We start from the raw sequence: 23,142 nt of genomic DNA, 5'->3' as shown, positions 1-23,142 counted from the left end.
GTATATGTCACTCCCTTACCGGGAGTGTGGATTGAAATTGTAGGTTTATATTCCAAGGCTGCGCCGCCCTTTGTCACTCCCTTACCGGGAGTGTGGATCGAAGCAAATTATCATACTACGCAAACAAATGAGCTACACATTGCATTTATTAGCTGAGAACCGCTGCTTTGAATCGTTGCAGTTTTGTATTATGTTATTTAAGTTCTATACGATATGCACGATCATTTTCTATCTCCAGGACATCCTCACAAGGTTTGCCTATAAATTTATAAAGCGATATTTTTATAGGCTTGGCAATGATAAGCAGATCATCGGGTGTGCTTGAATAGATTTTGCCCAAATGAGGAAATTTCTTGGGGTATTCTTCAAGAAAAAAAGGGTGACTGCTTGGGTGACCGAAAAGTTCTGCAACTGCTTCAATCTTCAAGTTCCCGATAGCCAAAGCGATATTGGGATTTTGTCTGATTTGCTCAACTTTTTGGCTGTTCTTGCTCGTTGAAAACATGATTGTTATGCCATCATTAATGTGGCACATCATCCTTGCTGTAACCTTGTTATCAGCACAAGTAGCAAGGACAATCATTTCTTCCGTCTGAAGCTTTTTTTCTATTTCGCTCTGTAGTTCGATGTAATTCAATTCATTCATTTCATTTACCTCCATCTCTTTCACATAATATCACAGGGAACAGGACAACTGCATGTCATATTCAGAAAATATAAATAATAGTAAATGAAATTAAACCGCTGTATTTCATGTAATTCTTATCATAAATTATACCGTAATTATACCGTAATAAAAAAATTCGGATGGAAGATAATATAAATCTGCTGTTAGCACAAAGATATAAGCCTGTAGGATGGACAGTACCAATTATGTTGTTAGACATTGCTTAAAAAATATTATATACGTGCTTTGAGGCATATTTTAGTATCTTTTGATATCAAGATATTTCGCACATTCTAAGGTTTGCATTAATTGCAGAAGCATGTTAAGGTAAAATCATCAAATTGAAGATATAGCAAAGGAGTGTACATATCAAATGCTAAGTAACCAGACATATCAAGCTGCGGTAATTGGAAAGAAATTGGAAGGAGAGAATCTGCCTTCAATTGAGGAAATTGTTAGAGACATATTATTAAACAGCGATATAGAACTCAAGAAAGACGAGATAGATGAAGCTGTACGAATAGAGATGAGCAAGAAAATTGGATTTCAGTTACCTTTAGATGATTCATTAATCGGTGCTACGAGTGCGGCCTTAAAAAAACTTCAATCGCAAAATATTATAAAGCATTCATCACATGGATATTGGAAGAAGTATTAGCATATATTTACGATATAGATATTGTATTATTTATAAATTGTTCATTGTTGCTTACTCTTTGACATGGCTTAACAAGTACATTATGCTGTTGATTTTCCCAACCATCACGCTGAAAATGCAAAGCTAGACTACCAGGCTGATGCAAGGGTGGCTTTTGTTGCTGCAGGATAGATTTTCCTGTATAATGATAGTTGATTTATGTGATAGAAATGAATTAGAGCATGAATGTGCAATATGAGATGAAGGTGAAAGAAATGGCCGTAGAGAAGCAATATGTACCAGATGTTGAAGCGATATTGTCGCATAGATACGATAATGGTTTCGACCTGTGGACTACACCCGACAAGCGTCTGCTGAAAGGAGCACCGTTCTCGACTCTGGAGAGCGTGCTTTTCCTGTTGGAATTGGGTATGGAACCCACTGACCCTTTGCTGAAAGAAGCCGCAGAATTGTTCCTCAGCACCTGGCAGGAGGATGGACGTTTCAAGTTGTACCCGACAGGTTCTATTTATCCATGCCATACCGCCCACGCCGCCAATGTGCTTTGTCACATGGGGTATGTTGGCGATATCAGACTGCAGAAAACCTTCCGGCATCTTTTGGATATACAGTATATAGATGGCGGCTGGCGCTGCAATAAATTCAGTTTTGGCCGGGGGCCGGAAACGGAGTATTCAAATCCCTTTCCGACGCTTACTGCCTTAAATGCGTTCCGCTTTAGCGACTATCTCAATAAAGAACCGGCACTTGACAAGGCCGTAGATTTTTTGCTGGAGCATTGGACGATCAGGAAGCCCATCGGCCCGTGCCACTATGGAATCGGCACATTGTTTATGCAGCTCGAATACCCTTTCCGCAACTACAACCTTTTTGTTTATGTCTATGTTTTATCCTTTTACGACCGGGCAAAGGAAGACAAACGTTTTCACGAGGCATTGAAAATGCTGGAATCCAAAATGGTGGATGGGCAGATCGTGGTTGAGCGTGTTGTTCCAAAGCTGGCTGAGCTTTCCTTCTGCAAAAAAGGTAAACCAAGCGAATTGGGAACAAAACGCTATCATGAAATTTTAGAAAATCTTATCAGCGCACGGCGCACCATATAGAAATAATAAGTTGTAGAGTCTTTGGTTCTACAGCTTTTTTATTTTACCCCTATTTTCTGGCGGCATGTGGATGCATGCAACTGTGTGCATAATACTATCTATGCCTTTGATGCTATTATTGACCTTGTACGCAAAAGCCGATAAGCAAGGCATTTGAAAATTAGCTCAATCATTCATAAACTCGTGTTTGAATGAATAACATGTCAATATAGCCATTAAATTATTGGAGGTATTTTGATGGGATATTATGTTAGGGTAGAGCCAAATGTAAAAATTTATGTGGAGGACCTTAATCCGGAAGGCGATAAGACGATTGTGTTTCTGCATGGTTGGCCTGGAAGCCATAAATTATTTGAATATCAGTTTAATGAGCTTCCTAAAAACGGATACAGATGTATTGGGTTAGATCAAAGGGGATTTGGTAAATCCGATAAGCCATGGAGAGGGTATGATTACAACCGGTTGGCTGACGATGTCAGATGTGTAGTTGAGACGCTTCATCTACAAGATTTTACGCTGGCAGGCCACTCAACAGGCGGGGCAATTGCCATTAGATATATGGCCAGGCACAATGGATATGGAGTATCTAAGCTTGCTCTTTTTGCAGCAGCGGCTCCCAGTCTTATCAAACGCCCTAATTTCCCTTATGGCTTAGAGAAGGAGGCTGTAATCAAAATAATTGAGGGAACATATACCGATCGTCCTAAAATGCTGAGGGATTTTGGCGATATATTTTTCTTTCAGTATATAACTGAGCCATTCTCTTCTTGGTTCCTGCAATTAGGGTTGGAAGCGGCAGGCTGGTCAACTGCTGCCATTGCAAATACTTGGCTGCGTGAAGAACTGTTTCGTGATTTAGGAACAATAAACGTGCCAACATTGATCATACATGGTATTCATGACAAAGTCGTTCCATTTCAATTAGGTGAAGTGCAAAACCGAGGCATTAAAGATTCTAAGCTCATTCCTTTTCAATATAGCGGTCACGGCTCCTTCTATGACCAGCGGGATCTGTTTAATGAGGAATTGATGAATTTTATAGAATCCTAAGTTGAAGAAAGCTGAAATATTATACATCATCCTACATAAATAATTAACGATTGACAATAAATAAATATAGAAATATAATAAATCTCAAGTTATAAGCACACATATGATATTGGGAGCTGCAAAGATGGTGCTGGAAAGCAGTAATCTAAGGAGGAATAAATATTGCTTGTTAAATTGGATACCACTATTGAAGAACTGATAAAAAATAAAAAGATAAAGACAAAATGGTCGGAAATTGAAAGCTATGGCATTACAGAAATGATCAACCTTCTTTGGCAGGATGAAATTGAATACGGCAGCATAGGTCAGGCTACCATGGTCAAGGATAAGGCGGCATACCAGAATTTATTCGAAGGAATACCTTATAAATCAGAAACCGGATATGAAACTATCATAAGAGCATATATAGATACAGATGATAACATTGTTTTCCAAAGCAGCAAGGGCAATGTGTTCTTATATGAAACAGATGAGATTGACGGTGAGGATTTGAAATATTATAATACCGGCGAATAAAAACCGGCTGAAGCATATAAAAAAGAAGAAATCAGTTTTAACTGGAGTCAATAGCTGTCTCAATTTTGAGGCGGCTATTTTTGTGCCGCCTATTAGGCATTTACATAAACTTGGTATTCATATAAAATTTCCATGGCGAATATTGTAAATATCATTCACTTTTTTGATGAAATTTGTTACAATCTAAGTATTACCTTCCTTAAAATGAAAATGTTTCTCACAACTTTTATACAATAGCTGCATATAAATCCTCATTTCATATACAAAAGAAGAATCCTTGTATAAACCTATATTATAAAAAGTAGGGGGTACTTTCATGAGGAGGAATTTGAGAACGAGAGCCATACTGATAAGCAGCATAGCGATCATGATTTTTTCCATTGCGATAGGTGCGTTCATTTATTATTTCGCTTCTGATGCTATTGTTGAAAACATTTCTGAATCTCTGACCGAGATAGCGATGCTCGGCTCCAAGGCTGTAGAAAGCAGCCTGAAGGGCAGTCTGGAAGTTATAGAAACCATAGCCGCCGAAGAGCCGATAAAGGATCCAAATGTTTCTGCGGAAGATAAAATTAAATTATTGATAAATGAAGCAAAGAGAAAAGGCTTTGCAAGGATGAGCATTGCAGATGCATCAGGAAATTCAGTGACCACTGACGGCGTCAGGCTATATGTGGGCGACAGGGAATATTTCAAGCTGGCCATAAAGGGAATAAAAAACGTATCAGATCCCATAACCAGCAGGGTTGACGGCACGCTGATCATCACCTTTGCTGTGCCTATAGCAAATGGTGAAGATATCATCGGGGTTTTGTATTCTACCCAGAATGTTGAAGTTCTTTCCCAAATAACCGACGGGATAAAGCTGGGAACCCTAGGAAGATCGTATATAATTGACGGCATGGGAACAACCATAGCTCATGAAAGACGGGATCAGGTAAGCAATAGGGTCAACGTTATCCTGGACTGGAAAGAGCTAGGCTTTGATGAAAGCATGCATGATTTTTTCATCAATATGCAGAGAAATGAAAAAGGAGCAGGACAATATATTTTTGACGGCCAAAAAACCTATGCCGGTTATGCCAAAATACCCGATACCCATTGGTATTTTGGCATATCTGCGCCTAAAACACAGGTTTTTAAAAGCATAGATCAGATATACTTCTTTGTTGGATTTTTGCTATTGCTGATAATAGTCATATTTTCAGCAGCTCAATTTTACATAAGGATACTCAGAAAAAACCTGGCGACTGAAAAAAGCATCGCAGATGCTGCCATTGAAGCCGCTAATTTGATAATAATAGGCATGGACAGAGAAGGCACAATATTTGAGTTCAACAGATATGCCGAAATAAAGCTGGGGTACAAAAAAGAGGATATAGCAGGGGATTTGAAGCTGGAAGATATTATAAATCCTGATGCCGCTCCTTCTTATGATAAATTGATGGAGCATATAAAAAGCGGAAAGAGCTTAAACTCTCTGGAACTGTCTTTAAAAAATAAAGCCGGAGATGAGCTGTACCTGCTATGGAATTTGAACCTGATGCCTGATCATGAAGATGAATATTTTGAGATTGTAGGCATGAATATCAGCGAAAGGGTAAAAATCGAGAAAGACCTGATAGAAAGCCATGAGGAATTGACTTCCCTTTACGAAGAGCTTTATGCGTCGGAGGAGACTCTGAGAGAACAGTATGAAGAGCTGTCGGAGAAAGAGAAGAGCATTCATAAGCTGGCATACTACGATCCTCTGACAGGCTTATCCAACAGGATCAATCTGGAGGTCAGCTTTAACGGCAGTGTTCTGAACAAAGATGTAAAAGCTGCGCTGCTTTATATGGACCTGGATAATTTTAAATTTGTAAATGATACCTTTGGGCATTCCTTGGGGGACGAGTTGCTGGTCAAGGTAGCAGAGAACATCAAAGAAACGGTCAAAGAAGGCTATATAGCTGCCAGACTTGGCGGAGACGAGTTTATGATTCTGATAACTGATTATGAAGATCTGGAGGAAATTGAGCTTTTTGCAGACCGGCTGTTAAAAAACTTTGAGCCTAATTTTCATATAGGGAACACATCGATAAATATATCAACGAGCATAGGCATTGCCCTTTATCCTGACAACGGAAGGGATTTCAAGGAGCTTCTCAAATGTGCGGATATAGCCATGTATGCTGCTAAGGAAGCCGGCAGAAGAAATTATATCTTCTTTGATAAGAACATGAATGACATCATAGTCAGAAAGATGAAGATTCAAAACAGCATGAAAAAGGCCATGGAAAACAATGAATTCTCTTTGCATTATCAACCCCAATATGAAATAGCATCCAACAGGATCAGGGCATTTGAGGCTTTGCTCAGGTGGAACAGCCCCGAGCACGGGTTCGTATCCCCTGCAGACTTTATAGGCATTGCTGAGAGTTCAGGGCTGATAGTCCCTCTGGGTGAATGGGTGCTCAATGAAGCCTGCGATTTTATAAAGCATGTAATTGATATGGGACATGAAAATATCAGCATATCAGTGAATGTCTCAGTTATACAGCTTATGCAGGAGGATTTTTTATCAATGGTAGACGGTGTCCTGAAGAATAAAGGCCTCAAGCCATCGTATCTGGAGCTGGAAATCACCGAAAGTGTATTGATTGAAAATATAGATCTGAATATGAAAAAAATAAAGGAACTGAGGGAGCTGGGAGTCAAGATATCCCTGGATGACTTTGGTACGGGTTATTCCTCCCTCACGTATTTGCGGGAGCTGCCCATAGATGTCTTAAAGATAGATAAATCCTTCATAGACAATATTTTATCCACCGGCGAAAAAAGCGGATTAGCAGGGTCTATTATTTCACTGGCCCATGATCTGGGGCTTGAGGTGGTGGCAGAAGGAGTTGAAAATGAAGAACAATTAAAATATCTGGAGTGGTATAATTGTGATGTGGTGCAAGGGTATCTTTTCAGCAGACCCTTGCCGGGCGAAAAAGCAATGAAATTGATCCCATGATGTGTCCTGTTTATCGAAAGGAGTCGTTTTCGTGTATAAGATATTTATTAATGGCAAAATTGCAACGATGGAAAAGAATATGCCTCTGGTGGAAGCAGTAGTCGTTTCAAAGGGTAAAATTGTATATGTGGGAAGCAATGAAGAAGCATTGAAGCATCAAGAGTCAGACTCTTTGATTGCAGATTTGAAGGGAAGGCTTATGGTGCCCGGGCTAATAGACAGCCATATGCATCTTTTGAATCTGGGCTGCAGTATGCAAAATATTGACCTGAGCGGCGTCAGATCCATGAAAGAGCTCAAAGCTTCAATATCGGGCTTTATAAAAGATCATGATATTGAACCGGGGCAATGGGTTTTGGGAAGGGGCTGGAATCAGGATTATTTTGATGTGAAGGTATTTCCCGACAGATATGATCTGGATGAAGTATCCGAGGACCATCCCATAATGATTACCAGAGCCTGCGGACATGCTGTGGCGGTCAACAGCAAGGCCTTGGAATTGTGCGGTATAGACAGGAATACAAAGCAAGTCGAAGGCGGAGCCATAGATTTGGATGATGCAGGTGAGCCCAATGGGATCTTCAGAGAAAATGCAATTTCCATGGTAGATGAGGCGATTCCCAAGGCTGATATAGAAACCATCAAGGAGATGCTCATATCAGCTCAGGAAAAAGCCCTATCCTTTGGCATAACCTCAGTGCAAAGCGATGATTTGCAGTCTGCTCCGGGTTTGGGCTTTGAAGAGGTAATTCAGGCATACAAAGAGCTTGCAGCAGAAGGCAGGATGAAAATCAGGCTGTATGAACAATGCCTGCTGCCGACCATGGAGGAATTAAGGAGCTTTTTCGATAAAGGATATTATCCCGGCTGGGGAGACAGGGTTTTTAAGCTGGGGCCTTTAAAGCTTGTTACGGACGGTTCGCTGGGGGCCAGAACCGCATACATGACTTTGCCCTATGAGGACGCTCCTGGCACTTACGGCATATGCACCTATAGCCAAGGAGAACTGGATGAACTTGTGGCCTACGCTCACGAAAGAAATATGAGCACCGCAATACATTGCATAGGCGATAAGGCAATGTATATGGCCTTTGACAGCATAGATAAGGCAAAGAATAATATGCCGGATAAACATGTAAGGCATTCAATAGTCCATTGCCAGATAACAGATGAAAAGCTTTTGGATAAGTTTAAGGAATCAGACGTAATTGCACATGTGCAGCCTATTTTTCTGGATTATGACCTTCATATAGTGGAAGACAGAATAGGCACTGAACGGGCAAAGCGGACTTATAATTGGAAAAGCCTTATAGATAGAGGCGTGCACACGGCTTTCGGCTCCGATTGCCCTGTTGAGCCTTGCAATGTGATGCATGGCATCTATGCAGCCGTGACGAGGAAGGATCTCAGAGGCTACCCGACGGGCGGCTGGCTGCCGGAACAGAAGATTTCAGTGGAGGAAGCACTATATGGTTTTACCATGGGAGCGGCTTATGCTTCTTTTGAGGAAGATATCAAAGGCTCGGTAAAGGCAGGCAAGCTTGCAGATTTCACTGTCCTGTCCGAGGATATATTTGAGATAGAGCCTGATAAAATTAAAAATGTGGAAGTTGCAGCAACAATTTTAAACGGAGAGATAATGTGGGGTTCTCTATAATATCATTTAGTAGAAGCAGTTGAATCAAATTTTGAGGAGTCTTGGTGGTATGAATTTTAAAAAAATAATATCTATTAAAACTATAGTAATTCTAATTTTAGTCTTGGCAATCATCCTCTCGGTGTCAAAAATAATCGATAATAAAAAAACAGCAGAACCGGTCAGCATAGTTGAGAAGCAAACAATAGAAGACTCCACCGTTATTTTGGAAAGGGTTGAAAGGCTGTGGGAATTATCCTCCAATAAATATTTTTACAGCAATGTAGTAGCTTTTAAAGATAATATGAAAATCAAGGATTTTCAAGTGCCTTTTACAGAAAAATCATTTTTGATAAAATACGATGGATATTTGAAAGCGGGTATAAATGCTCAGGATATACAGATATTATCCAATGAAGGGAAAGCTATTGAAGTGAAGCTCAAAAATTCGAAGATACTGGATCATGTCATAGATGAAAAAAGCATATATGTTTATGATGAAAAAAATTCGGTGTTCAATAATTTGAGCATAAATGATATTTTTAATCAGCTTTCCACTGAAAAGGATAAGATAGAAACTCAGCTTGAGGAAAAAGGCTTTCTTAAGGATACAGACAATAATATAAAGCTCTTCCTCGAAGAATTCCTGAAGAATTTAGGATATGAAAGCGTACAAATTAGTTTTGAAAATCAATAAAAAAAGGCAATAAAAAAAATAGTTAAATTGATTCATTATAGGTTGACATATTATTTTATATTTTGTATAATGGAGAAGTCGATTGCGACAGTATTCAAATTCTAACGCGCCATTAGCTCAGTTGGTAGAGCAATTGACTCTTAATCAATGGGTCCTGGGTTCGAGTCCCCGATGGCGCACCATCAGAAAAATAAGGCTTGCAAGATTTAAATCTTTGCAAGTTTTTTTATTTTTATATATTTTGTCACTATAATGCGATGGCCTATGGGCTAGCTGATAGGAGCTTCTGAAAGTTTTTTTATGTAGCATAAAATGCGTTGCTTAAATAATATAAAATACAGAGGAAAGAAAAGTGTTATATAGTTATATAGTAATAGGCTTACAAAATCTATCTTAACGAGAATAAGCATCTGGAATTAGGGGCTCCTGCAGAGCTTCAAACTCGTTATATTGACGGCTTGCCGGTTAAAATCGAATAGAGGTGATGATTATGTACGAAATCAAAGAAAAATTCATTTCTAAGAACCGTTCAAAGAAACCGCTTATTCCCCGGGGAATTGTAGTCCATGAAACGGCTAATCCCGGAGCGACTGCCGAGAATCATTATAAGTATTTCAACTCGGCAGATAGGAAAGCCTCGGCCCATGCATTTATTGACTGGGATGATATTATACAGACCATACCCTGGAATGAACAGGCCGGTCATGCTGGCACTTACGCAAACACAAGATTTATTGGTATCGAATTATGTAGACCGGCAAAGCATGATGTTGAAAAGTTCAATATAGTGTGGAAGAAAGGTATGTGGCTGTTTGCGAATCTATACATTAATGAACTTGATATAAAAACAATAACGAAAGATAATCTGCTGTCACACGATGAAATCAGGATACGCTCCGGCGGAACAACTCACACAGACCCGACAGCATACTTCAAGGAATATGGCCGTACAGTGGATGATTTTAGAAAAGGAGTGCAGGAAGAGATAAATAAGATGCTGCAGTCAAAGGATGAAGTAAGTCCATGGGCAAAGGAAGCTACCGCCTGGGTAGTTGAAAATGGAATATCAGACGGCACCAGGGCCAAGGACACTGTTACCAGGGAAGAGGTCTGGACCATGCTATACAGGATGAGAGGGTAGCCGAAAGGCCACCCTTTTCTATTTTTATAAAATAGCATATAATTAAGAATATAAGCTGAAAAAATTTAAGCTTCAAACATTGCAGTTGCAAAGGCCAGAAAAATGTTATGACATTGCAAGGACTGCAGTGATTTTTGTTTATGTACTGCAAATATAAGGAACGATAACGTTAAGTAGGAGTAGTAAATGATATGAGAAAAGTAAGTGTAATGATAGTAGATGATTCGGCGTTATTTCGCAAATTTTTGAATGATGCGGTAGAACGGACTAATTCTGCGGTGGTTAAGGCATCTGTAGCTGACGGTATGGCCTGCTTGAATGAGCTGAAGCAAAAGGTCGTCGATGTAGTGCTGTTGGATGTAAATATGCCTGGTATTAACGGGTTAGAGGTTTTGCGGGAAATAAAAGAAAAATATAAGGATACTCAGGTTATAATGATCAGCTCTGCCGGAAATGATAATACGGCTCTTACAGTGGATGCGCTGGAAATGGGGGCTTTGGATTTTATATCAAAGCCAAGGGGAAGCAATCCTGAAGCAAATATTTTCCGCATATCAAGCTACTTAAAGGTTTTATTCAATCATATTGCCATTAATAAATTTTATAGTCCGGTTAAGAAATCGGAAAATGTGGCAGCCGTGAAGCCAAAACCTGAAAGGCAGGTACCCAAGTCCAAAATAGACCTGGTGCTTATAGCCTCATCAACAGGCGGGCCGAAGGCTTTGTATGATGTTTGCGGCAAACTGCCTTCAAATCTGCGGCTTCCGGTGCTGATAGTACAGCATATGCCTGTGGAGTTTACAGCTATTTTTGCTAAATCCTTGAGCAATATATGCAAGCTGGAGGTATCCGAAGCCAAAGACGGAGATATTCCTGCCGGAGGAAACATATACATAGCAAAAGGCGGAAAGCATATGGTGCTCGCCAGGTCGGCATCAAACGGCATGACTATAAAATTGATAGAGACGCCGACTGTGAACGGTGTGCGCCCTGCAGCGGATGTGCTATTCAAATCGGTAGCAGATAATTTTTCGGATTTAAATATACTGGCCGTTGTCTTGACCGGTATGGGCAAGGATGGCACTGATGGGCTGCGGGAGCTGAAGAAAAACGGAAGATGCTATGTTATAACGCAAAGCGAGAAAACCTGTGCAGTCTATGGAATGCCAAAAAGCGCATACGAAGCGGGCCTATCCGATGAAGTACTGGATATAGAGGATATAGCAGACGGTATAATCCGCCGGTTGAATAATCAATAGAGAGACTACAAAATAAAGTACTGCAAGCTTTGCAGTACTTTATTTTTTTATTTTACCCTTTTGATTATCAGGTCATTATATTTTGTTATAGCCTCGTTTAGCTCCTGACTTGCAGCAATTATCACAGAGTCTTGCAAATTGCCCTTCTCCTCTATTAGCTTTATCAGGTTCTTCCTAAGCCTCTCTATATCGTTCAACAACGATTCCAACTCAGTCATAATGAAATCCTCCTATTTATTAAATATAGAATAACTATGCGCCATTATTGGAAAACTTATTCTAGAAAACCTGAGGAAGGAGTATTCAATATGAATGAGACAATATTGGAAAAAACTGAAGGAAGGGTCAGCTATCATGACTCTGTGGAGGAAATGCTGGTAAGGATCAGGGAAGACGGAATGACTAATGTCTTTGACCGCTATGCTCTGCAGGAAAAAATCCGCTGCAAGTTTTGCCTTGAGGGGTTGAGCTGCCAGCTTTGCTCTCAAGGGCCATGCAGAATAAGCGAAAAATCGGGGCAGACCAGGGGTGTATGCGGCATAGGGCCTGATGCCATGGCTATGAGAACTTTTCTTTTACATAACATAATGGGAGCAGGCACATACGGGCACCATGCTTATCAGGCCTTCAGGACTCTTAAGGCTACGGCAAAAGCTGAGACGCCCTTTAAGATAACCGATGCTGAGAAGCTGAAATGGATGTGCAAAATGCTGAATATCGATACGGAGCAGGATATAAACCAAATGGCCATAAAGCTGGCGGATTTCCTGCTCGAGGAATTGCACAGCGATTATGACAGGCCTAATACAATGGTCGAAGTATTTGCACCCAAAAAAAGAAAAGAGGTATGGCGGAGCCTGGGCATATATCCTGCAGGGGTTATCTATGAGGAGCAGGATTGCGTAGCGAGCTGCCTTACCAATGTGGATGGGGACTATGTATCTTTGGCCAAGAAATCTCTCAGGCTGGGCATATCAACAATATATAATGCCCAGATCGGCCTTGAAATGGTGCAGGATATATTGTTCGGAACCCCAAAACCCCATGAGGTTGAGGTCGATCTCGGCATAATGGACCCGGATTATGTAAATATAGTTTTTAATGGGCACCAGCCCTGGCTTGGGGTGGCAACCTTGCAAAAAGCAAAAACAGATGAGGTTCAGGAAAGAGCAAAGAAAGCAGGAGCCAGGGGCCTGCGCATAGTAGGCTCTATAGAAACAGGACAGGAGCTGCTGCAGCGTTTTGACATGGATGATGTATTCGTAGGGCTTATGGGGAATTGGCTGTCCATTGAGCCACTGCTTGCAACGGGTACCGTTGATGTATTTGCAATGGAAGAGAATTGCTCCCCTCCTGCTATAGATCGCTATGCGGAAAAGTATGGGCTCACTATGGTCAGCGTCAATGACATCGTAAGGATACCGGGTTTGAAATATGCTTTTGACTATAACCCAAAAGAGGTTGACACTATATCGGACTCGCTGATAAATCTTGCTATTGAGAATTTCCGAAAGAGGCATGGGAAAATAGAGCCAAAGGTTCCCAGGATCAAGCAGAAGGCCATAGCCGGCTTTTCCACCGAAGCTGTGCTCAATGCACTGGGCAACAGCCTCGATCCTTTGGTTCAGGTTATAAGTGAGGGCAAGATCAAAGGTGTTGCAGCTCTGGCGAATTGCTCTACCTTGAGAAACGGTCCTCAGGACTGGAATACTGTGAATCTCACAAAAGAGCTCATAAGAAGGAATATTCTGGTGGTCAGTGCAGGCTGCGGCAATCACGGCTTGGAGGTAGCGGGGCTATGCAATCTGGATGCCGTCAAGCTGGCCGGCGAAGGCCTGGCGGAGGTATGCAGCATGCTGAAGCTTCCGCCTGTACTGAGCTTCGGCACCTGTACGGACACCGGAAGGATATCCATGCTGGTGACAGCCTTGGCAGATCATATGGATGTCGATGTGCCCCAGTTGCCCATAGCCGTAACTGCACCCGAATGGATGGAGCAGAAGGCTACTATAGACGGTGTGTTTGCCATAGCATACGGGGCCTATACTCATCTTTCTCCGGTGCCCTTCATTACAGGTGCCCCGGGTCTTGTAAAGCTGCTGACAGAGGATGTGGAGGGGCTTACGGGAGGTAAGGTAGGGCTGGGAGATAACCCCAGAGAAGCTGCAGACGGCATAGAAGAGCATATCAACAAAAAGAGAAAAGCCCTTGGGTTGAAATAAGATTTTACTATATATAACGCATTAAATATTCTACATAGCTGTTATGCTGACTGATAACGATTGCTGTAAAATCTTTTTCACGTTATATATAGAAATAGACCACTTGATTTGTGGTCTATTTTCAAATGGTGATATTGATTACAGAAAAGGCTCTGATTGAGATTTATAATTAAGCTAACATAATTATCCAGACAATATATTAAAATTCATATAATCATCTCGTTACAAAATTTATATAGGAGGGTTTTAAATGAGTGAAATAATAAATAACAGAGAATACAGGAAAAAAGTGCTGAAGCAGTTGATACTTGAGCTCCATGAAGGAAAAAGCGTAGAGGAAGTAAAGTCGAGGTTTGCAGAGCTGATTAAAGGAATCTCCGCATCGGAGATATCGGAGATGGAAGCGGCTATAATCGCAGAAGGCATGCCGGTGGAAGAGGTTCAAAGGCTTTGTGATGTTCATTCCGCAGTATTTAAAGGTTCCATTGAAGAGATACACAAGGCTGATGAACGGGAGCTTGAAAAAATATCAGGACATCCTCTTAATACTTTTAAACTGGAAAACAGAGAGCTGGAAAAATTAATGGGAGGACAGCTCAGCGATGCATTAGATGCTTTTAAAGCAGACGACGGCAAGGATAATATAAACAAGCTGATAGAAAATCTGAACCTTCTTTGGGATATCGACAAGCACTACAGCAGAAAAGAAAATCTTATCTTTCCCTACCTGGAGAAATATGGCATAACAGCGCCTCCTAAGGTTATGTGGGGCGTAGATGATGAGATAAGGGCTGAAATAAAAGGCATAAAGGTGGAGCTGGAAAGCTACAGGGGAAACAAGGAAGAAGTGGTAAAAAGACTGGAAGCCCTGACGAAAAAGGTCTCTGAGATGATTTACAAGGAAGAAAATATACTGTTCCCTATGTGCAAGGACAGCTTCACAGAGGATGAATGGATATCAATAATGGAGGAAAGCCAGGAAATAGGGTACTGTCTCACTGAACCGGAAGGTGTGTGGAAGCCTCAAAGAGTAAATATAGAGAAGAAGGATAAGAATGATGCGGCAGGAGAGGCAGCGGGCTATGTAAGATTCGATGCGGGCATCTTAAGGGTTGAGGAGCTTGAGTCATTATTAAATACCCTGCCCTTTGATATAACCTTCATTGATAAAGATGATGTGGTGAAGTACTTTTCACAAGGCAAGGAGAGGATATTTGCCAGAACAAAAGCTGTTATAGGAAGGACAGTCCAAAACTGCCATCCGCCGGCAAGCGTCCATACAGTGGAGAAGATATTGCATGATTTCAAAGCAGGGACAAAAGACCACGAGGATTTCTGGATCAAGATGGGAGAGCTGTTTGTATATATCAGATACTTTGCAGTCAGGGACAGGGAAGGCAACTATATGGGCACTCTGGAAGTGACACAGAACATCAAGCCCATTCAGGACATACAGGGGGAAAAGAGACTGTTAAGTTAATCTGTTGTGATAGCTGATAACAAGTATAAAGCTTCGAGGCTAAGAGTTTGTAAGCTTGTATAGGGCTGCGTCAAAACTTTTCCTATACTTCGCTAACAAACTCTAAGTCTCTTCACAAAATACTCTTTTATCAGCCAGCACAACAGATTAAGTTAAACGGGATAATAAAAAATACAATAGTAAAAAAGGATAAAAACATGCTTGTGGAGAATTTCATAGGAGCCGGAAGAAGAATAGGGGAGATTTGATGAACAGCTTTCTTGATATAAACTTAGGGCATAAGAAATATCCGATATATATCCGCAAGGGCTTGATAGATGAGCTTGGGACAGAGATAAGGAAGATATACGGCGGCTCCAAAATAGCGGTGATCACTGATGAAAACCTGAACTGCCTCTATGGCGGCCGGCTTTTTCCCGCACTTAAGGCTGCAGGATTTGAGGCGAGCAGTATAGTGCTGCCCCCGGGAGAAAAAAGCAAGTCCTTCGATACCCTTTTGGGCATCTACGACTCACTGATAGATTCAGGGATCAACAGGAGCCATCTTATAGTCGTATTTGGGGGAGGCGTAGCAGGAGATATAGGAGGATTTGCAGCCTCAACATACCTTCGGGGCATACCCTATGTGCAGGTTCCCACCTCATTATTGGCCCAAATAGATAGCAGTATAGGAGGAAAGGTGGCCGTAGATCTCAAGCAAGGCAAAAACCTTGTGGGAAGCTTTTATCATCCGAAAGCAGTATTTATAGATCCGGAGCTTTTGAAAACTCTTGACAAAAGGTTCCTCTACGACGGGCTGGCGGAAGCGATAAAATACGGCTGCATAAGGGACAAAAAATTATTTCTTGCCTTGTCGGATTATAATACGATTGAAGAATTGAATGAGAGCATGGAATATATGATACATTCCTGCTGTACCATAAAAAAAGAGCTTGTAGAAAAGGACGAAAAAGATACGGGAGCCAGGATGCTCCTGAATTTCGGACATACAATAGGCCATGCAATAGAAAAATATTTTAATTATGAGAAGTATACGCATGGTGAGGCTGTGGCCATAGGTATGCATATGATGACCAGGTTCAGCGAGGATTTGGGCATGACACGGGCAGGCACCGCTGAGGCCATAAGGAATATACTGTGCAAATATAATCTCCCGCACTGCATAGACATCGATGATACTTCAAAAATATTTGAGGGCATCAAGCTCGACAAAAAAAATGTGGGAGATCATATAAATATTGTTGTGCTTAAAGAAATAGGAGATGCCGAAGTAATAAAAACCAGCACAGACTTTATAAAAGAGAAATTTGATTTTGCTGCAATAACTCGAAATTAACATGTTGTGCTAACTGATAAAAGAGTGCATTATCAGTTAGCACAACTTTAAATTCCAAAGGCGGTGAACCCATGAAAAGCGTAAAAATAATGCCCTCAAAGCTTAGGGGGACAATAAATGTGCCCCCCTCCAAAAGCATGGCGCACAGGGTAGTGATCTGCGGAGGTCTTGGGGCAGGCAAAAGCAGCATATCAAATATTGATCTTTCTGATGATCTGACAGCTACAATAGAAGGCATGAGAGCTCTGGGATCGGAGATTGAAAAAAGCAGCAGCGGCTTTATAATAAACGGTGCCGAATTTCTTGATAACGCAAATGCTGCTTTTACCAATGTCATAGATTGCAACGAGTCAGGAACTACATTAAGGCTGCTGATACCTATTTCTCTTACAAAAGAAAACAGCGTTGTGTTTACAGGCAGGGGAAATTTGGGCAAGAGGCCTTTGGACTTATATTATGAAATATTTGAAAAGCATGGCATAAGCTATGAATATGAGAAGGATGGCTTGAATCTCAAAATAAAGGGCAGCATGAAGCCGGGGGAATACAAGATTAGGGGAGACATAAGCTCCCAGTTTATAAGCGGCCTTTTGCTGGCCCTTCCCTTGCTTGACGGAGATTCCAAAATAACGGTTACAACCGATATGGAGTCCAGGGGATACATAGATTTGACCATTGATATGCAGAAAAGATTCGGCATAGACATACAGCAAAGCAAGTCGAGAGAGTTTTATATAAAGGGCAGGCAGATATACAAGCCCACAGATTATGCTGTGGAGGGAGATTTCTCCCAGGGAGCGTTTTATCTTGTGGCCGGAGCTTTAGGAAACGATATAAAATGCAAGGGGCTGAATATAGATTCTCTTCAGGGAGACAAAGCCGTATTGGGAATCATCGAAGCTATGGGAGGCAAAGTCGAAACCAAGGGAGGCTACATTCAGGCCTATGGAGCCGATACTCAAGGGACTGTGATCGACGGCTCCCAATTTCCCGATATAATACCCATACTTGCGGTATTGGGAGCTTTAAGCCGCGGTACAACAAAAATAGTGAATGCAGGAAGGCTAAGGATAAAAGAATGCGACAGGTTGAAAGCCATATGCGAAGGGCTCCGCAATCTGGGCGCAGATATCCGAGAACTGGAAGACGGGCTCATCATCAACGGAAGGAAATCCTTGGATGGAGGCATAGCAGATAGCTGGAATGACCACAGGATAGCAATGTCCTTAGCCATCGCTTCCACGAGATGCAAAGATGCCGTAACGATTAGGAACAGCCATGCGGTGAAAAAGTCTTATCCGGGTTTCTGGAATGATTTCAAAAGTTTGGGAGGCAATGCAGATGAGTGGAATATGGGGTAAGAGCATCAGACTTTCTATATTCGGAGAATCCCACGGTAAAGCAATAGGGATAAATATTGACGGACTGCCTCCGGGCTTTGAGATAGATATTGATGGCATCAAGCAGGAAATGGCAAGAAGAGCACCGGGTAAAAGCATTCTTTCCACCTCCAGAGCGGAGGAGGATGAGTTTGAAATAATCAGCGGATTCTTTGAAGGCAGGACGACAGGAGCGCCTCTGTGCGCCATCATAAAGAATACCGACAGTATATCGGCTCATTATTCGGAAATGCAAGCAAAAATGAGGCCAGGCCATGCTGATTATACAGGTTATGTGAAATATAAAGGCTTTAATGATTATAGAGGGGGCGGACATTTCTCCGGAAGGCTAACGGCTCCCCTCGTATTCGCAGGCGCTATAGCAAGGCAGATGCTTGAGAAAAGAGGAGTGATCATAGGGAGCCATATAAAAAGCATAGGAAGTGTACAGGATGAGGCTTTTGATCCTGTGAATATTGATGCACAAGCCTTAAAATCCATAAGAGACAAGGTGCTGCCGGTGATAGATGACCAAATCGGTGAAAAAATGAAGGAAGCTGTTCTAGCCGCAATGGAGCAGGCAGACTCACTAGGAGGAATCATTGAATGTGCAGCTGTAAATGTGCCGGAGGGATTGGGAGATCCGTTCTTTGACTCTGTAGAAAGCAGCTTGTCGCATCTGCTGTTTTCAATCCCCTCCGTCAAGGGGGTAGAATTTGGCGCAGGCTTTGACATCGCATATATGAGAGGGTCGGAAGCCAATGATGAGCTGTATATTAAAGACGGAATCGTAAAGACATATACCAATAATAACGGCGGCATTTTGGGAGGAATCACCTGTGGAATGCCTCTCGTTTTCAGGGCGGCGATCAAACCGACCCCATCCATAGGCAGAGAGCAGAGGACAGTGGATATAAAGGGAAAAAAGAATACGAGCATACAGGTATCGGGCAGGCATGATCCCTGCATAGTTTCCAGGGCGGTGCCTGTTGTAGAAGCTGCGGCGGCTCTGGTGCTGTTGGACTTTATGCTCTTTGAAAGCCGGGTGAAATAATGAAAGATATTGAAAGTCTGAGACACAGCATAGATGAAATCGACAAGCAGCTTACGGAGCTTTTTGAAAGAAGAATGAATATCGCTGCAGAGGTTGCGGACTATAAGGAGAAGAATAAACTGCCCATACTGGTGAAGGAGCGGGAAAAAGAGGTCATAGCGAAGAACCTTTCCAGGCTGAAAAATAAGGATATTGAGAAGGAGACGGAGGAATTTTTTCAGTGCTTGATGGACATAAGCAGAAAATACCAGGCTTCAAGGATGTCTTGTATATCCGATGCTCCGGAATCTTCGGATGTTAAACTATATGGGCTTATAGGAGAAAAGCTGGGGCATAGCTTTTCCCCGGCCATACATTCGATAATAATGCAAAAGCTTGGCATAAAAGGCTGCTATCACTTATTTGAGGTTGAAAGGGACAGCCTCAGCCGGGCCTTAGACGGCCTTAAGCATTTGAACATAAAAGGGGTGAACGTCACCATACCCTATAAGGTTGAAGTGATGGAATATCTGGACGAAGTATCACGGGAGGCAAAAGGAATAGGTGCGGTAAACACCATATGCTTCAGGGAAAAGAAAGCATATGGGTTCAATACCGACTACTACGGCTTTGGAATGATGCTGGATAAGATGAACGTAGACTTGCACCACAAAAAGGCCGTGATATTAGGGGCAGGCGGTGCCGCCAATTCGGTAGTCCGCTATCTGAAGGACAATGGAATAAAAGAGATAGCTCTGGTAAGCAGGAATAAGGATTCTGCGAAATGCAGATTCAAGGATTTGGGCATATACGGCTATGAAGAAGCGGGCTTGCTGCGTTCCTTTGATATGATAATAAATTGCACGCCTTGCGGTATGCATCCCGATATAGATGTGTGCCCTGTACCTCCCGACATTATCGGAAATTTCTCCTATGCGATAGACTTGATATATAACCCATCTGAAACCTTATTTTTAAAATATGCGAGGGAGAAGGGCTTGACGGCAGCAAACGGATTATATATGCTTGCAGGCCAAGCGGTGAAATCCCAGGAACTGTGGAACGATATAGATATCCCAGGGTCTACGGCTGATGAAATATATGCGCAGAGTGTAGAGCTCAGGGTTAAGAACTCAAGATTTTAGGGTAGGGCTTTGGGGTCAGAGGGAACGGTGAACACAGAAGGGCACTGAAACTTCACAAAAAATCTTTCCGTGTTTTTTCGTGAAAAATTCCGTGTCTTTCAGTGGTTTCCGTTCTCCAGGACTCCGGAGGCATGCTCAAAGCTGGAGGCCAGTGGCTGGCCCTCAAGGAATACCCCATAGAAAAGGAGATAATACGATGGGCAGAAATATAGTGCTGATCGGTATGCCGGGCAGCGGCAAGTCCACAATAGGTAAAAGGCTTGCAGAAAGGCTTGGCATGGAATTCTGCGACATAGACGAATACATAGAAAAAAAGGAAGGGAGGACCATCTCTGATATTTTCAAATACGGTGAAGCGCATTTCAGGGAAATTGAAAAAAAGGCAGTAAGGGAAGTATCAAAGATGCAGCCCCTGGTCATAGCCACAGGCGGCGGTATTGTATTGAAGGATTGCAATATACGGGCCCTGAAGGAAAATGGTGTAATAATTTTTATTGACAGGAATCTGGATGATATATTATCAGATGTGGATGTATCCAGAAGACCTCTTCTCAAAAATGGCAAAGATCAGCTTTGCAGCTTATATGAGGATAGGATAGAGCTTTACAAAAAATATTGCGATATACAGATATTAAATGATAAGGGGATTGACCAGGTTATAGATGATATAATAGAAGCCATAGGGATGGAGAACACGGATTTACACGGAGAAGTCATTATATCAAAGCAGACATAGCGGCCGTAGTGTGTATATGCTGAGAATCTAGATCCTTCGGTCGTTCCGTCCTCAGGATGACATATAATGTCTTCAATTGACGTATATATAGTTGCTATAAGTTTTATATGGCTTAGTATGGTTAATTTATTATTTTTCCGGTAATATTTGCACATAACAACATAATATACTTTCCGTGTAAATCCGTGAATAATTCAGTGTCAATCCGTGTTCTCCGTCTTCCATTTTTCAATATTTTTCAGTTTCCTGTACAGTGTCCTGAGCCCCATGCCCAGCTCTTCTGCTGCCAGGGCCTTGCCCTTTACATCCCATCCATGCTTGTCCAGCGCCTGCTTGATCATCTCCAGCTCTACGCTTTCAACCTTTGATTTTATGGATTCCTTTGCTTCCTTATTGAGCTGAGAATATTTATGGGGTATATCCTCAATAGTTATCATGCCTTCTGCCATATTGACGGCATATTCAACGATGTTCTCCAGTTCTCTGATATTGCCCGGCCAGGAATAATCCATAAAGAAATCCATGACCTCCTGAGAAAAGCCGGGTATCTTTCTATTCAATCTATGATTGTATTTTTTAAGGAATTCCTTGGACAAGGGGCCTACATCCTCTTTCCTTTCTTTTAAGGGAGGAAGATCGATGGGTATTACGTTGAGACGATAGTACAGATCTTCCCTGAATTTTTTTTCTTTTATCAAAGCTTCAAGATCCTTGTTCGTGGCAGCAATAACCCTTACATCAACCGGTATGGATGAAATTCCTCCCACTCTTTCTATGGTATACTCCTGCAGCACCTTCAGAAGCTTGGCTTGCATGGGCATGGGCATCTCGCCTATTTCATCGAGAAAAATCGTGCCTTTCTGGGCTAACTCGAACCTTCCCGGCTTGCCTCCCTTTTTAGCTCCGGTAAAAGCTCCTTCTTCGTAGCCGAACACTTCGCTTTCGAAAAGGCTTTCGGGTATGCTTGTACAATTGATCATTACAAAAGGCTGGTTTGCCCTGCTGCTCTCAAAATGTATAGCTTTTGCCAGAAGCCCTTTGCCGGTTCCGGTTTCTCCTGTGATCAAAACAGTTGAAGAACTGCTGGCTATCTTTCTTACTTTTTTCTTCAAATCCTTTATGGCAAAGCTGTCACCTTTGATATCCTCCAGGCACCTATCCTTGTTTGCCTTATGGTCGGGCTTCTTGCTGTACTTGGTCTCTCTATCCTGGCTTATTCTTATAGCCGCACCTATAAAGGCATCGTTATGGATTATGGGCATGCTGCTTACAAACATATATTGATTGGTTATTCTGGCTATCTCGTTTTGGATCTCTTCGCCCTTCATTATCCTGCTGTTCATATGCTCCGGCAATATCTGGCGCACTGTCTGGGTATATAAGCTGCAGAAGGAGAACAGCTTTAAGGCCGAATCGTTTCCATAGGAGACGGAGCCTGCGCTGTCAATGATGATCATGCTGTCATCTGAGATATTTAAGGCGCATTGCAGCATCTCTTCCATAGCCAGAGTCCTTCTTGTCTTATCCTTGTTGTATATCATATTTGAAATCAAAACCGTTATCTCATTCAGGATTTTGGTATACAAATCAATATTATGAGTTATTTTATCATGGCCGGATTTTGTGAAGGAGGTCAATGCTATTACTCCTATTGGAAGCTCCTCTATCTTGATGCAGTTCAAAAACTCTATAGTGGCAGGGCAATGCTCCCTGAAGCGGCAGCCTATGCAGGATTTCATATAGCCGGGCTTGTTCACCAATATGTTGCCGTTTAAAATTACCTCCTCGATAGAGGGGGCATGGACCGAGTTGCCCTTTCTTTTAAGGTATTGAGTAGTGCTGGCTATCAGATTGCTTTCGGTGTCAAAAACCGCGCAATCAAGGTTTAGTGCATCGTTTATTATTTGTATAATAGTTTTTAACATATCCTTATGATTCTCTAGATAACTCATCCTATCACCTCTGCTTTTAATTATATATCCTATGGACGCTAATGACAATTAATATGACAAAAATGACACATAAATATATTGCCATATTTAAGCGCCTGTCCTCCATATTTCACTCAAGGCCTTGGAAACCT

General features: G+C 41.8%; 19 protein-coding genes and 1 tRNA gene. 17 read left to right on the top strand and 3 right to left on the bottom strand.

What is annotated here, in order from left to right; all coding sequences use genetic code 11:
* Positions 1 to 193: 193 nt before the first annotated feature.
* A complete protein-coding gene (locus LJD61_RS17480) occupies positions 194 to 646 on the bottom strand; it encodes a pyridoxamine 5'-phosphate oxidase family protein (protein WP_255228842.1) in 453 nt (150 codons plus the stop codon).
* Between the two features lie 394 nt (positions 647 to 1,040).
* On the opposite strand from LJD61_RS17480, the gene LJD61_RS17475 reads away from it, so the two are divergent.
* The 10 genes from LJD61_RS17475 to cheB all read left to right on the top strand — a co-directional run bounded on the left by LJD61_RS17475 (position 1,041) and on the right by cheB (position 11,728).
* Positions 1,041 to 1,325, top strand: a complete 285-nt coding sequence (locus LJD61_RS17475) for a hypothetical protein (protein WP_255228841.1) — start codon at positions 1,041 to 1,043, stop codon at positions 1,323 to 1,325.
* A 254-nt stretch (positions 1,326 to 1,579) separates the two neighbouring features.
* Complete coding sequence (locus tag LJD61_RS17470; protein ID WP_255228840.1) at positions 1,580 to 2,428, top strand: prenyltransferase/squalene oxidase repeat-containing protein; 849 nt, start codon at positions 1,580 to 1,582, stop codon at positions 2,426 to 2,428.
* A gap of 237 nt (positions 2,429 to 2,665) precedes the next feature.
* Positions 2,666 to 3,478: an alpha/beta fold hydrolase gene (locus LJD61_RS17465; RefSeq protein WP_255228839.1), complete on the top strand. Its 813-nt coding sequence runs from the start codon at positions 2,666 to 2,668 to the stop codon at positions 3,476 to 3,478.
* A gap of 162 nt (positions 3,479 to 3,640) precedes the next feature.
* On the top strand, positions 3,641 to 3,994 hold the full coding sequence (locus LJD61_RS17460; RefSeq protein ID WP_255228838.1) for a hypothetical protein: 354 nt from the start codon (positions 3,641 to 3,643) through the stop codon (positions 3,992 to 3,994).
* A 316-nt stretch (positions 3,995 to 4,310) separates the two neighbouring features.
* On the top strand, positions 4,311 to 6,995 hold the full coding sequence (locus LJD61_RS17455; protein ID WP_255228837.1) for a bifunctional diguanylate cyclase/phosphodiesterase: 2,685 nt from the start codon (positions 4,311 to 4,313) through the stop codon (positions 6,993 to 6,995).
* A 31-nt stretch (positions 6,996 to 7,026) separates the two neighbouring features.
* Positions 7,027 to 8,652: an amidohydrolase gene (locus LJD61_RS17450; RefSeq protein WP_255228836.1), complete on the top strand. Its 1,626-nt coding sequence runs from the start codon at positions 7,027 to 7,029 to the stop codon at positions 8,650 to 8,652.
* Between the two features lie 49 nt (positions 8,653 to 8,701).
* On the top strand, positions 8,702 to 9,328 hold the full coding sequence (locus LJD61_RS17445) for a DUF4230 domain-containing protein (RefSeq protein WP_255228835.1): 627 nt from the start codon (positions 8,702 to 8,704) through the stop codon (positions 9,326 to 9,328).
* A gap of 106 nt (positions 9,329 to 9,434) precedes the next feature.
* Positions 9,435 to 9,510, top strand: a tRNA-Lys gene (locus tag LJD61_RS17440).
* Positions 9,511 to 9,818: 308 nt separating this feature from the next.
* Positions 9,819 to 10,469 carry a peptidoglycan recognition protein family protein gene (locus LJD61_RS17435; RefSeq protein WP_255228834.1) on the top strand — a complete coding sequence of 217 codons (651 nt, stop codon included), beginning with the start codon at positions 9,819 to 9,821 and terminating at the stop codon, positions 10,467 to 10,469.
* A 191-nt stretch (positions 10,470 to 10,660) separates the two neighbouring features.
* Positions 10,661 to 11,728: a chemotaxis-specific protein-glutamate methyltransferase CheB gene (gene cheB / locus LJD61_RS17430; protein ID WP_255228833.1), complete on the top strand. Its 1,068-nt coding sequence runs from the start codon at positions 10,661 to 10,663 to the stop codon at positions 11,726 to 11,728.
* Between the two features lie 47 nt (positions 11,729 to 11,775).
* Here the strand turns inward: cheB and LJD61_RS17425 are convergent, their stop codons facing one another.
* Positions 11,776 to 11,946 carry an aspartyl-phosphate phosphatase Spo0E family protein gene (locus LJD61_RS17425; RefSeq protein WP_255228832.1) on the bottom strand — a complete coding sequence of 57 codons (171 nt, stop codon included), beginning with the start codon at positions 11,944 to 11,946 and terminating at the stop codon, positions 11,776 to 11,778.
* 90 nt (positions 11,947 to 12,036) lie between these two features.
* On the opposite strand from LJD61_RS17425, the gene cooS reads away from it, so the two are divergent.
* From cooS to LJD61_RS17385, 7 genes are all read left to right on the top strand, one after another.
* Positions 12,037 to 13,950 carry an anaerobic carbon-monoxide dehydrogenase catalytic subunit gene (cooS, locus tag LJD61_RS17420; protein WP_255228831.1) on the top strand — a complete coding sequence of 638 codons (1,914 nt, stop codon included), beginning with the start codon at positions 12,037 to 12,039 and terminating at the stop codon, positions 13,948 to 13,950.
* Positions 13,951 to 14,200: 250 nt separating this feature from the next.
* Complete coding sequence (locus LJD61_RS17415) at positions 14,201 to 15,430, top strand: DUF438 domain-containing protein (RefSeq protein ID WP_255228830.1); 1,230 nt, start codon at positions 14,201 to 14,203, stop codon at positions 15,428 to 15,430.
* Positions 15,431 to 15,677: 247 nt separating this feature from the next.
* A complete protein-coding gene (gene aroB / locus LJD61_RS17410) occupies positions 15,678 to 16,766 on the top strand; it encodes a 3-dehydroquinate synthase (RefSeq protein ID WP_255228829.1) in 1,089 nt (362 codons plus the stop codon).
* 71 nt (positions 16,767 to 16,837) lie between these two features.
* A complete protein-coding gene (aroA, locus tag LJD61_RS17405) occupies positions 16,838 to 18,127 on the top strand; it encodes a 3-phosphoshikimate 1-carboxyvinyltransferase (RefSeq protein ID WP_255228828.1) in 1,290 nt (429 codons plus the stop codon).
* Entirely contained in the window at positions 18,108 to 19,199 is a 1,092-nt protein-coding gene (aroC, locus tag LJD61_RS17400) for a chorismate synthase (RefSeq protein WP_255228827.1), read from the top strand. Before aroA ends, aroC begins: the two co-directional genes overlap by 20 nt.
* The gene (aroE, locus tag LJD61_RS17390) at positions 19,199 to 20,323 is read left to right on the top strand and encodes a shikimate dehydrogenase (RefSeq protein ID WP_333783147.1); all 1,125 of its coding nucleotides are present in this window, start codon (positions 19,199 to 19,201) and stop codon (positions 20,321 to 20,323) included. Before aroC ends, aroE begins: the two co-directional genes overlap by 1 nt.
* 196 nt (positions 20,324 to 20,519) lie before the next feature.
* A complete protein-coding gene (locus LJD61_RS17385; protein ID WP_255228826.1) occupies positions 20,520 to 21,059 on the top strand; it encodes a shikimate kinase in 540 nt (179 codons plus the stop codon).
* A 200-nt stretch (positions 21,060 to 21,259) separates the two neighbouring features.
* Here LJD61_RS17385 and LJD61_RS17380 read toward each other — a convergent pair whose 3' ends face one another.
* Positions 21,260 to 23,011 carry a sigma-54 interaction domain-containing protein gene (locus tag LJD61_RS17380; RefSeq protein ID WP_255228825.1) on the bottom strand — a complete coding sequence of 584 codons (1,752 nt, stop codon included), beginning with the start codon at positions 23,009 to 23,011 and terminating at the stop codon, positions 21,260 to 21,262.
* Between the last annotated feature and the right edge of the window lie 131 nt (positions 23,012 to 23,142).

This window comes from Lutispora saccharofermentans (assembly GCF_024363565.1).
Lineage (GTDB): Bacteria > Bacillota > Clostridia > Lutisporales > Lutisporaceae > Lutispora > Lutispora saccharofermentans.
This window is presented reverse-complemented; position numbering and strand designations above follow the sequence as displayed.

What these genes read in the sequence shown, in the direction of transcription:
- LJD61_RS17385 (WP_255228826.1), top strand. Translation starts at nt 20,520, where the DNA reads ATGGGCAGAAATATAGTGCTGATCGGTATGCCGGGCAGCGGCAAGTCC.
- LJD61_RS17475 (WP_255228841.1), top strand. Translation starts at nt 1,041, where the DNA reads ATGCTAAGTAACCAGACATATCAAGCTGCGGTAATTGGAAAGAAATTG.
- LJD61_RS17415 (WP_255228830.1), top strand. Translation starts at nt 14,201, where the DNA reads ATGAGTGAAATAATAAATAACAGAGAATACAGGAAAAAAGTGCTGAAG.
- cooS (WP_255228831.1), top strand. Translation starts at nt 12,037, where the DNA reads ATGAATGAGACAATATTGGAAAAAACTGAAGGAAGGGTCAGCTATCAT.
- LJD61_RS17435 (WP_255228834.1), top strand. Translation starts at nt 9,819, where the DNA reads ATGTACGAAATCAAAGAAAAATTCATTTCTAAGAACCGTTCAAAGAAA.
- cheB (WP_255228833.1), top strand. Translation starts at nt 10,661, where the DNA reads ATGAGAAAAGTAAGTGTAATGATAGTAGATGATTCGGCGTTATTTCGC.
- LJD61_RS17455 (WP_255228837.1), top strand. Translation starts at nt 4,311, where the DNA reads ATGAGGAGGAATTTGAGAACGAGAGCCATACTGATAAGCAGCATAGCG.
- LJD61_RS17425 (WP_255228832.1), bottom strand. Translation starts at nt 11,946, where the DNA reads ATGACTGAGTTGGAATCGTTGTTGAACGATATAGAGAGGCTTAGGAAG.
- aroE (WP_333783147.1), top strand. Translation starts at nt 19,199, where the DNA reads ATGAAAGATATTGAAAGTCTGAGACACAGCATAGATGAAATCGACAAG.
- LJD61_RS17380 (WP_255228825.1), bottom strand. Translation starts at nt 23,011, where the DNA reads ATGAGTTATCTAGAGAATCATAAGGATATGTTAAAAACTATTATACAA.
- LJD61_RS17470 (WP_255228840.1), top strand. Translation starts at nt 1,580, where the DNA reads ATGGCCGTAGAGAAGCAATATGTACCAGATGTTGAAGCGATATTGTCG.
- aroC (WP_255228827.1), top strand. Translation starts at nt 18,108, where the DNA reads ATGAGTGGAATATGGGGTAAGAGCATCAGACTTTCTATATTCGGAGAA.
- aroB (WP_255228829.1), top strand. Translation starts at nt 15,678, where the DNA reads ATGAACAGCTTTCTTGATATAAACTTAGGGCATAAGAAATATCCGATA.
- LJD61_RS17480 (WP_255228842.1), bottom strand. Translation starts at nt 646, where the DNA reads ATGAATGAATTGAATTACATCGAACTACAGAGCGAAATAGAAAAAAAG.
- aroA (WP_255228828.1), top strand. Translation starts at nt 16,838, where the DNA reads ATGAAAAGCGTAAAAATAATGCCCTCAAAGCTTAGGGGGACAATAAAT.
- LJD61_RS17465 (WP_255228839.1), top strand. Translation starts at nt 2,666, where the DNA reads ATGGGATATTATGTTAGGGTAGAGCCAAATGTAAAAATTTATGTGGAG.
- LJD61_RS17445 (WP_255228835.1), top strand. Translation starts at nt 8,702, where the DNA reads ATGAATTTTAAAAAAATAATATCTATTAAAACTATAGTAATTCTAATT.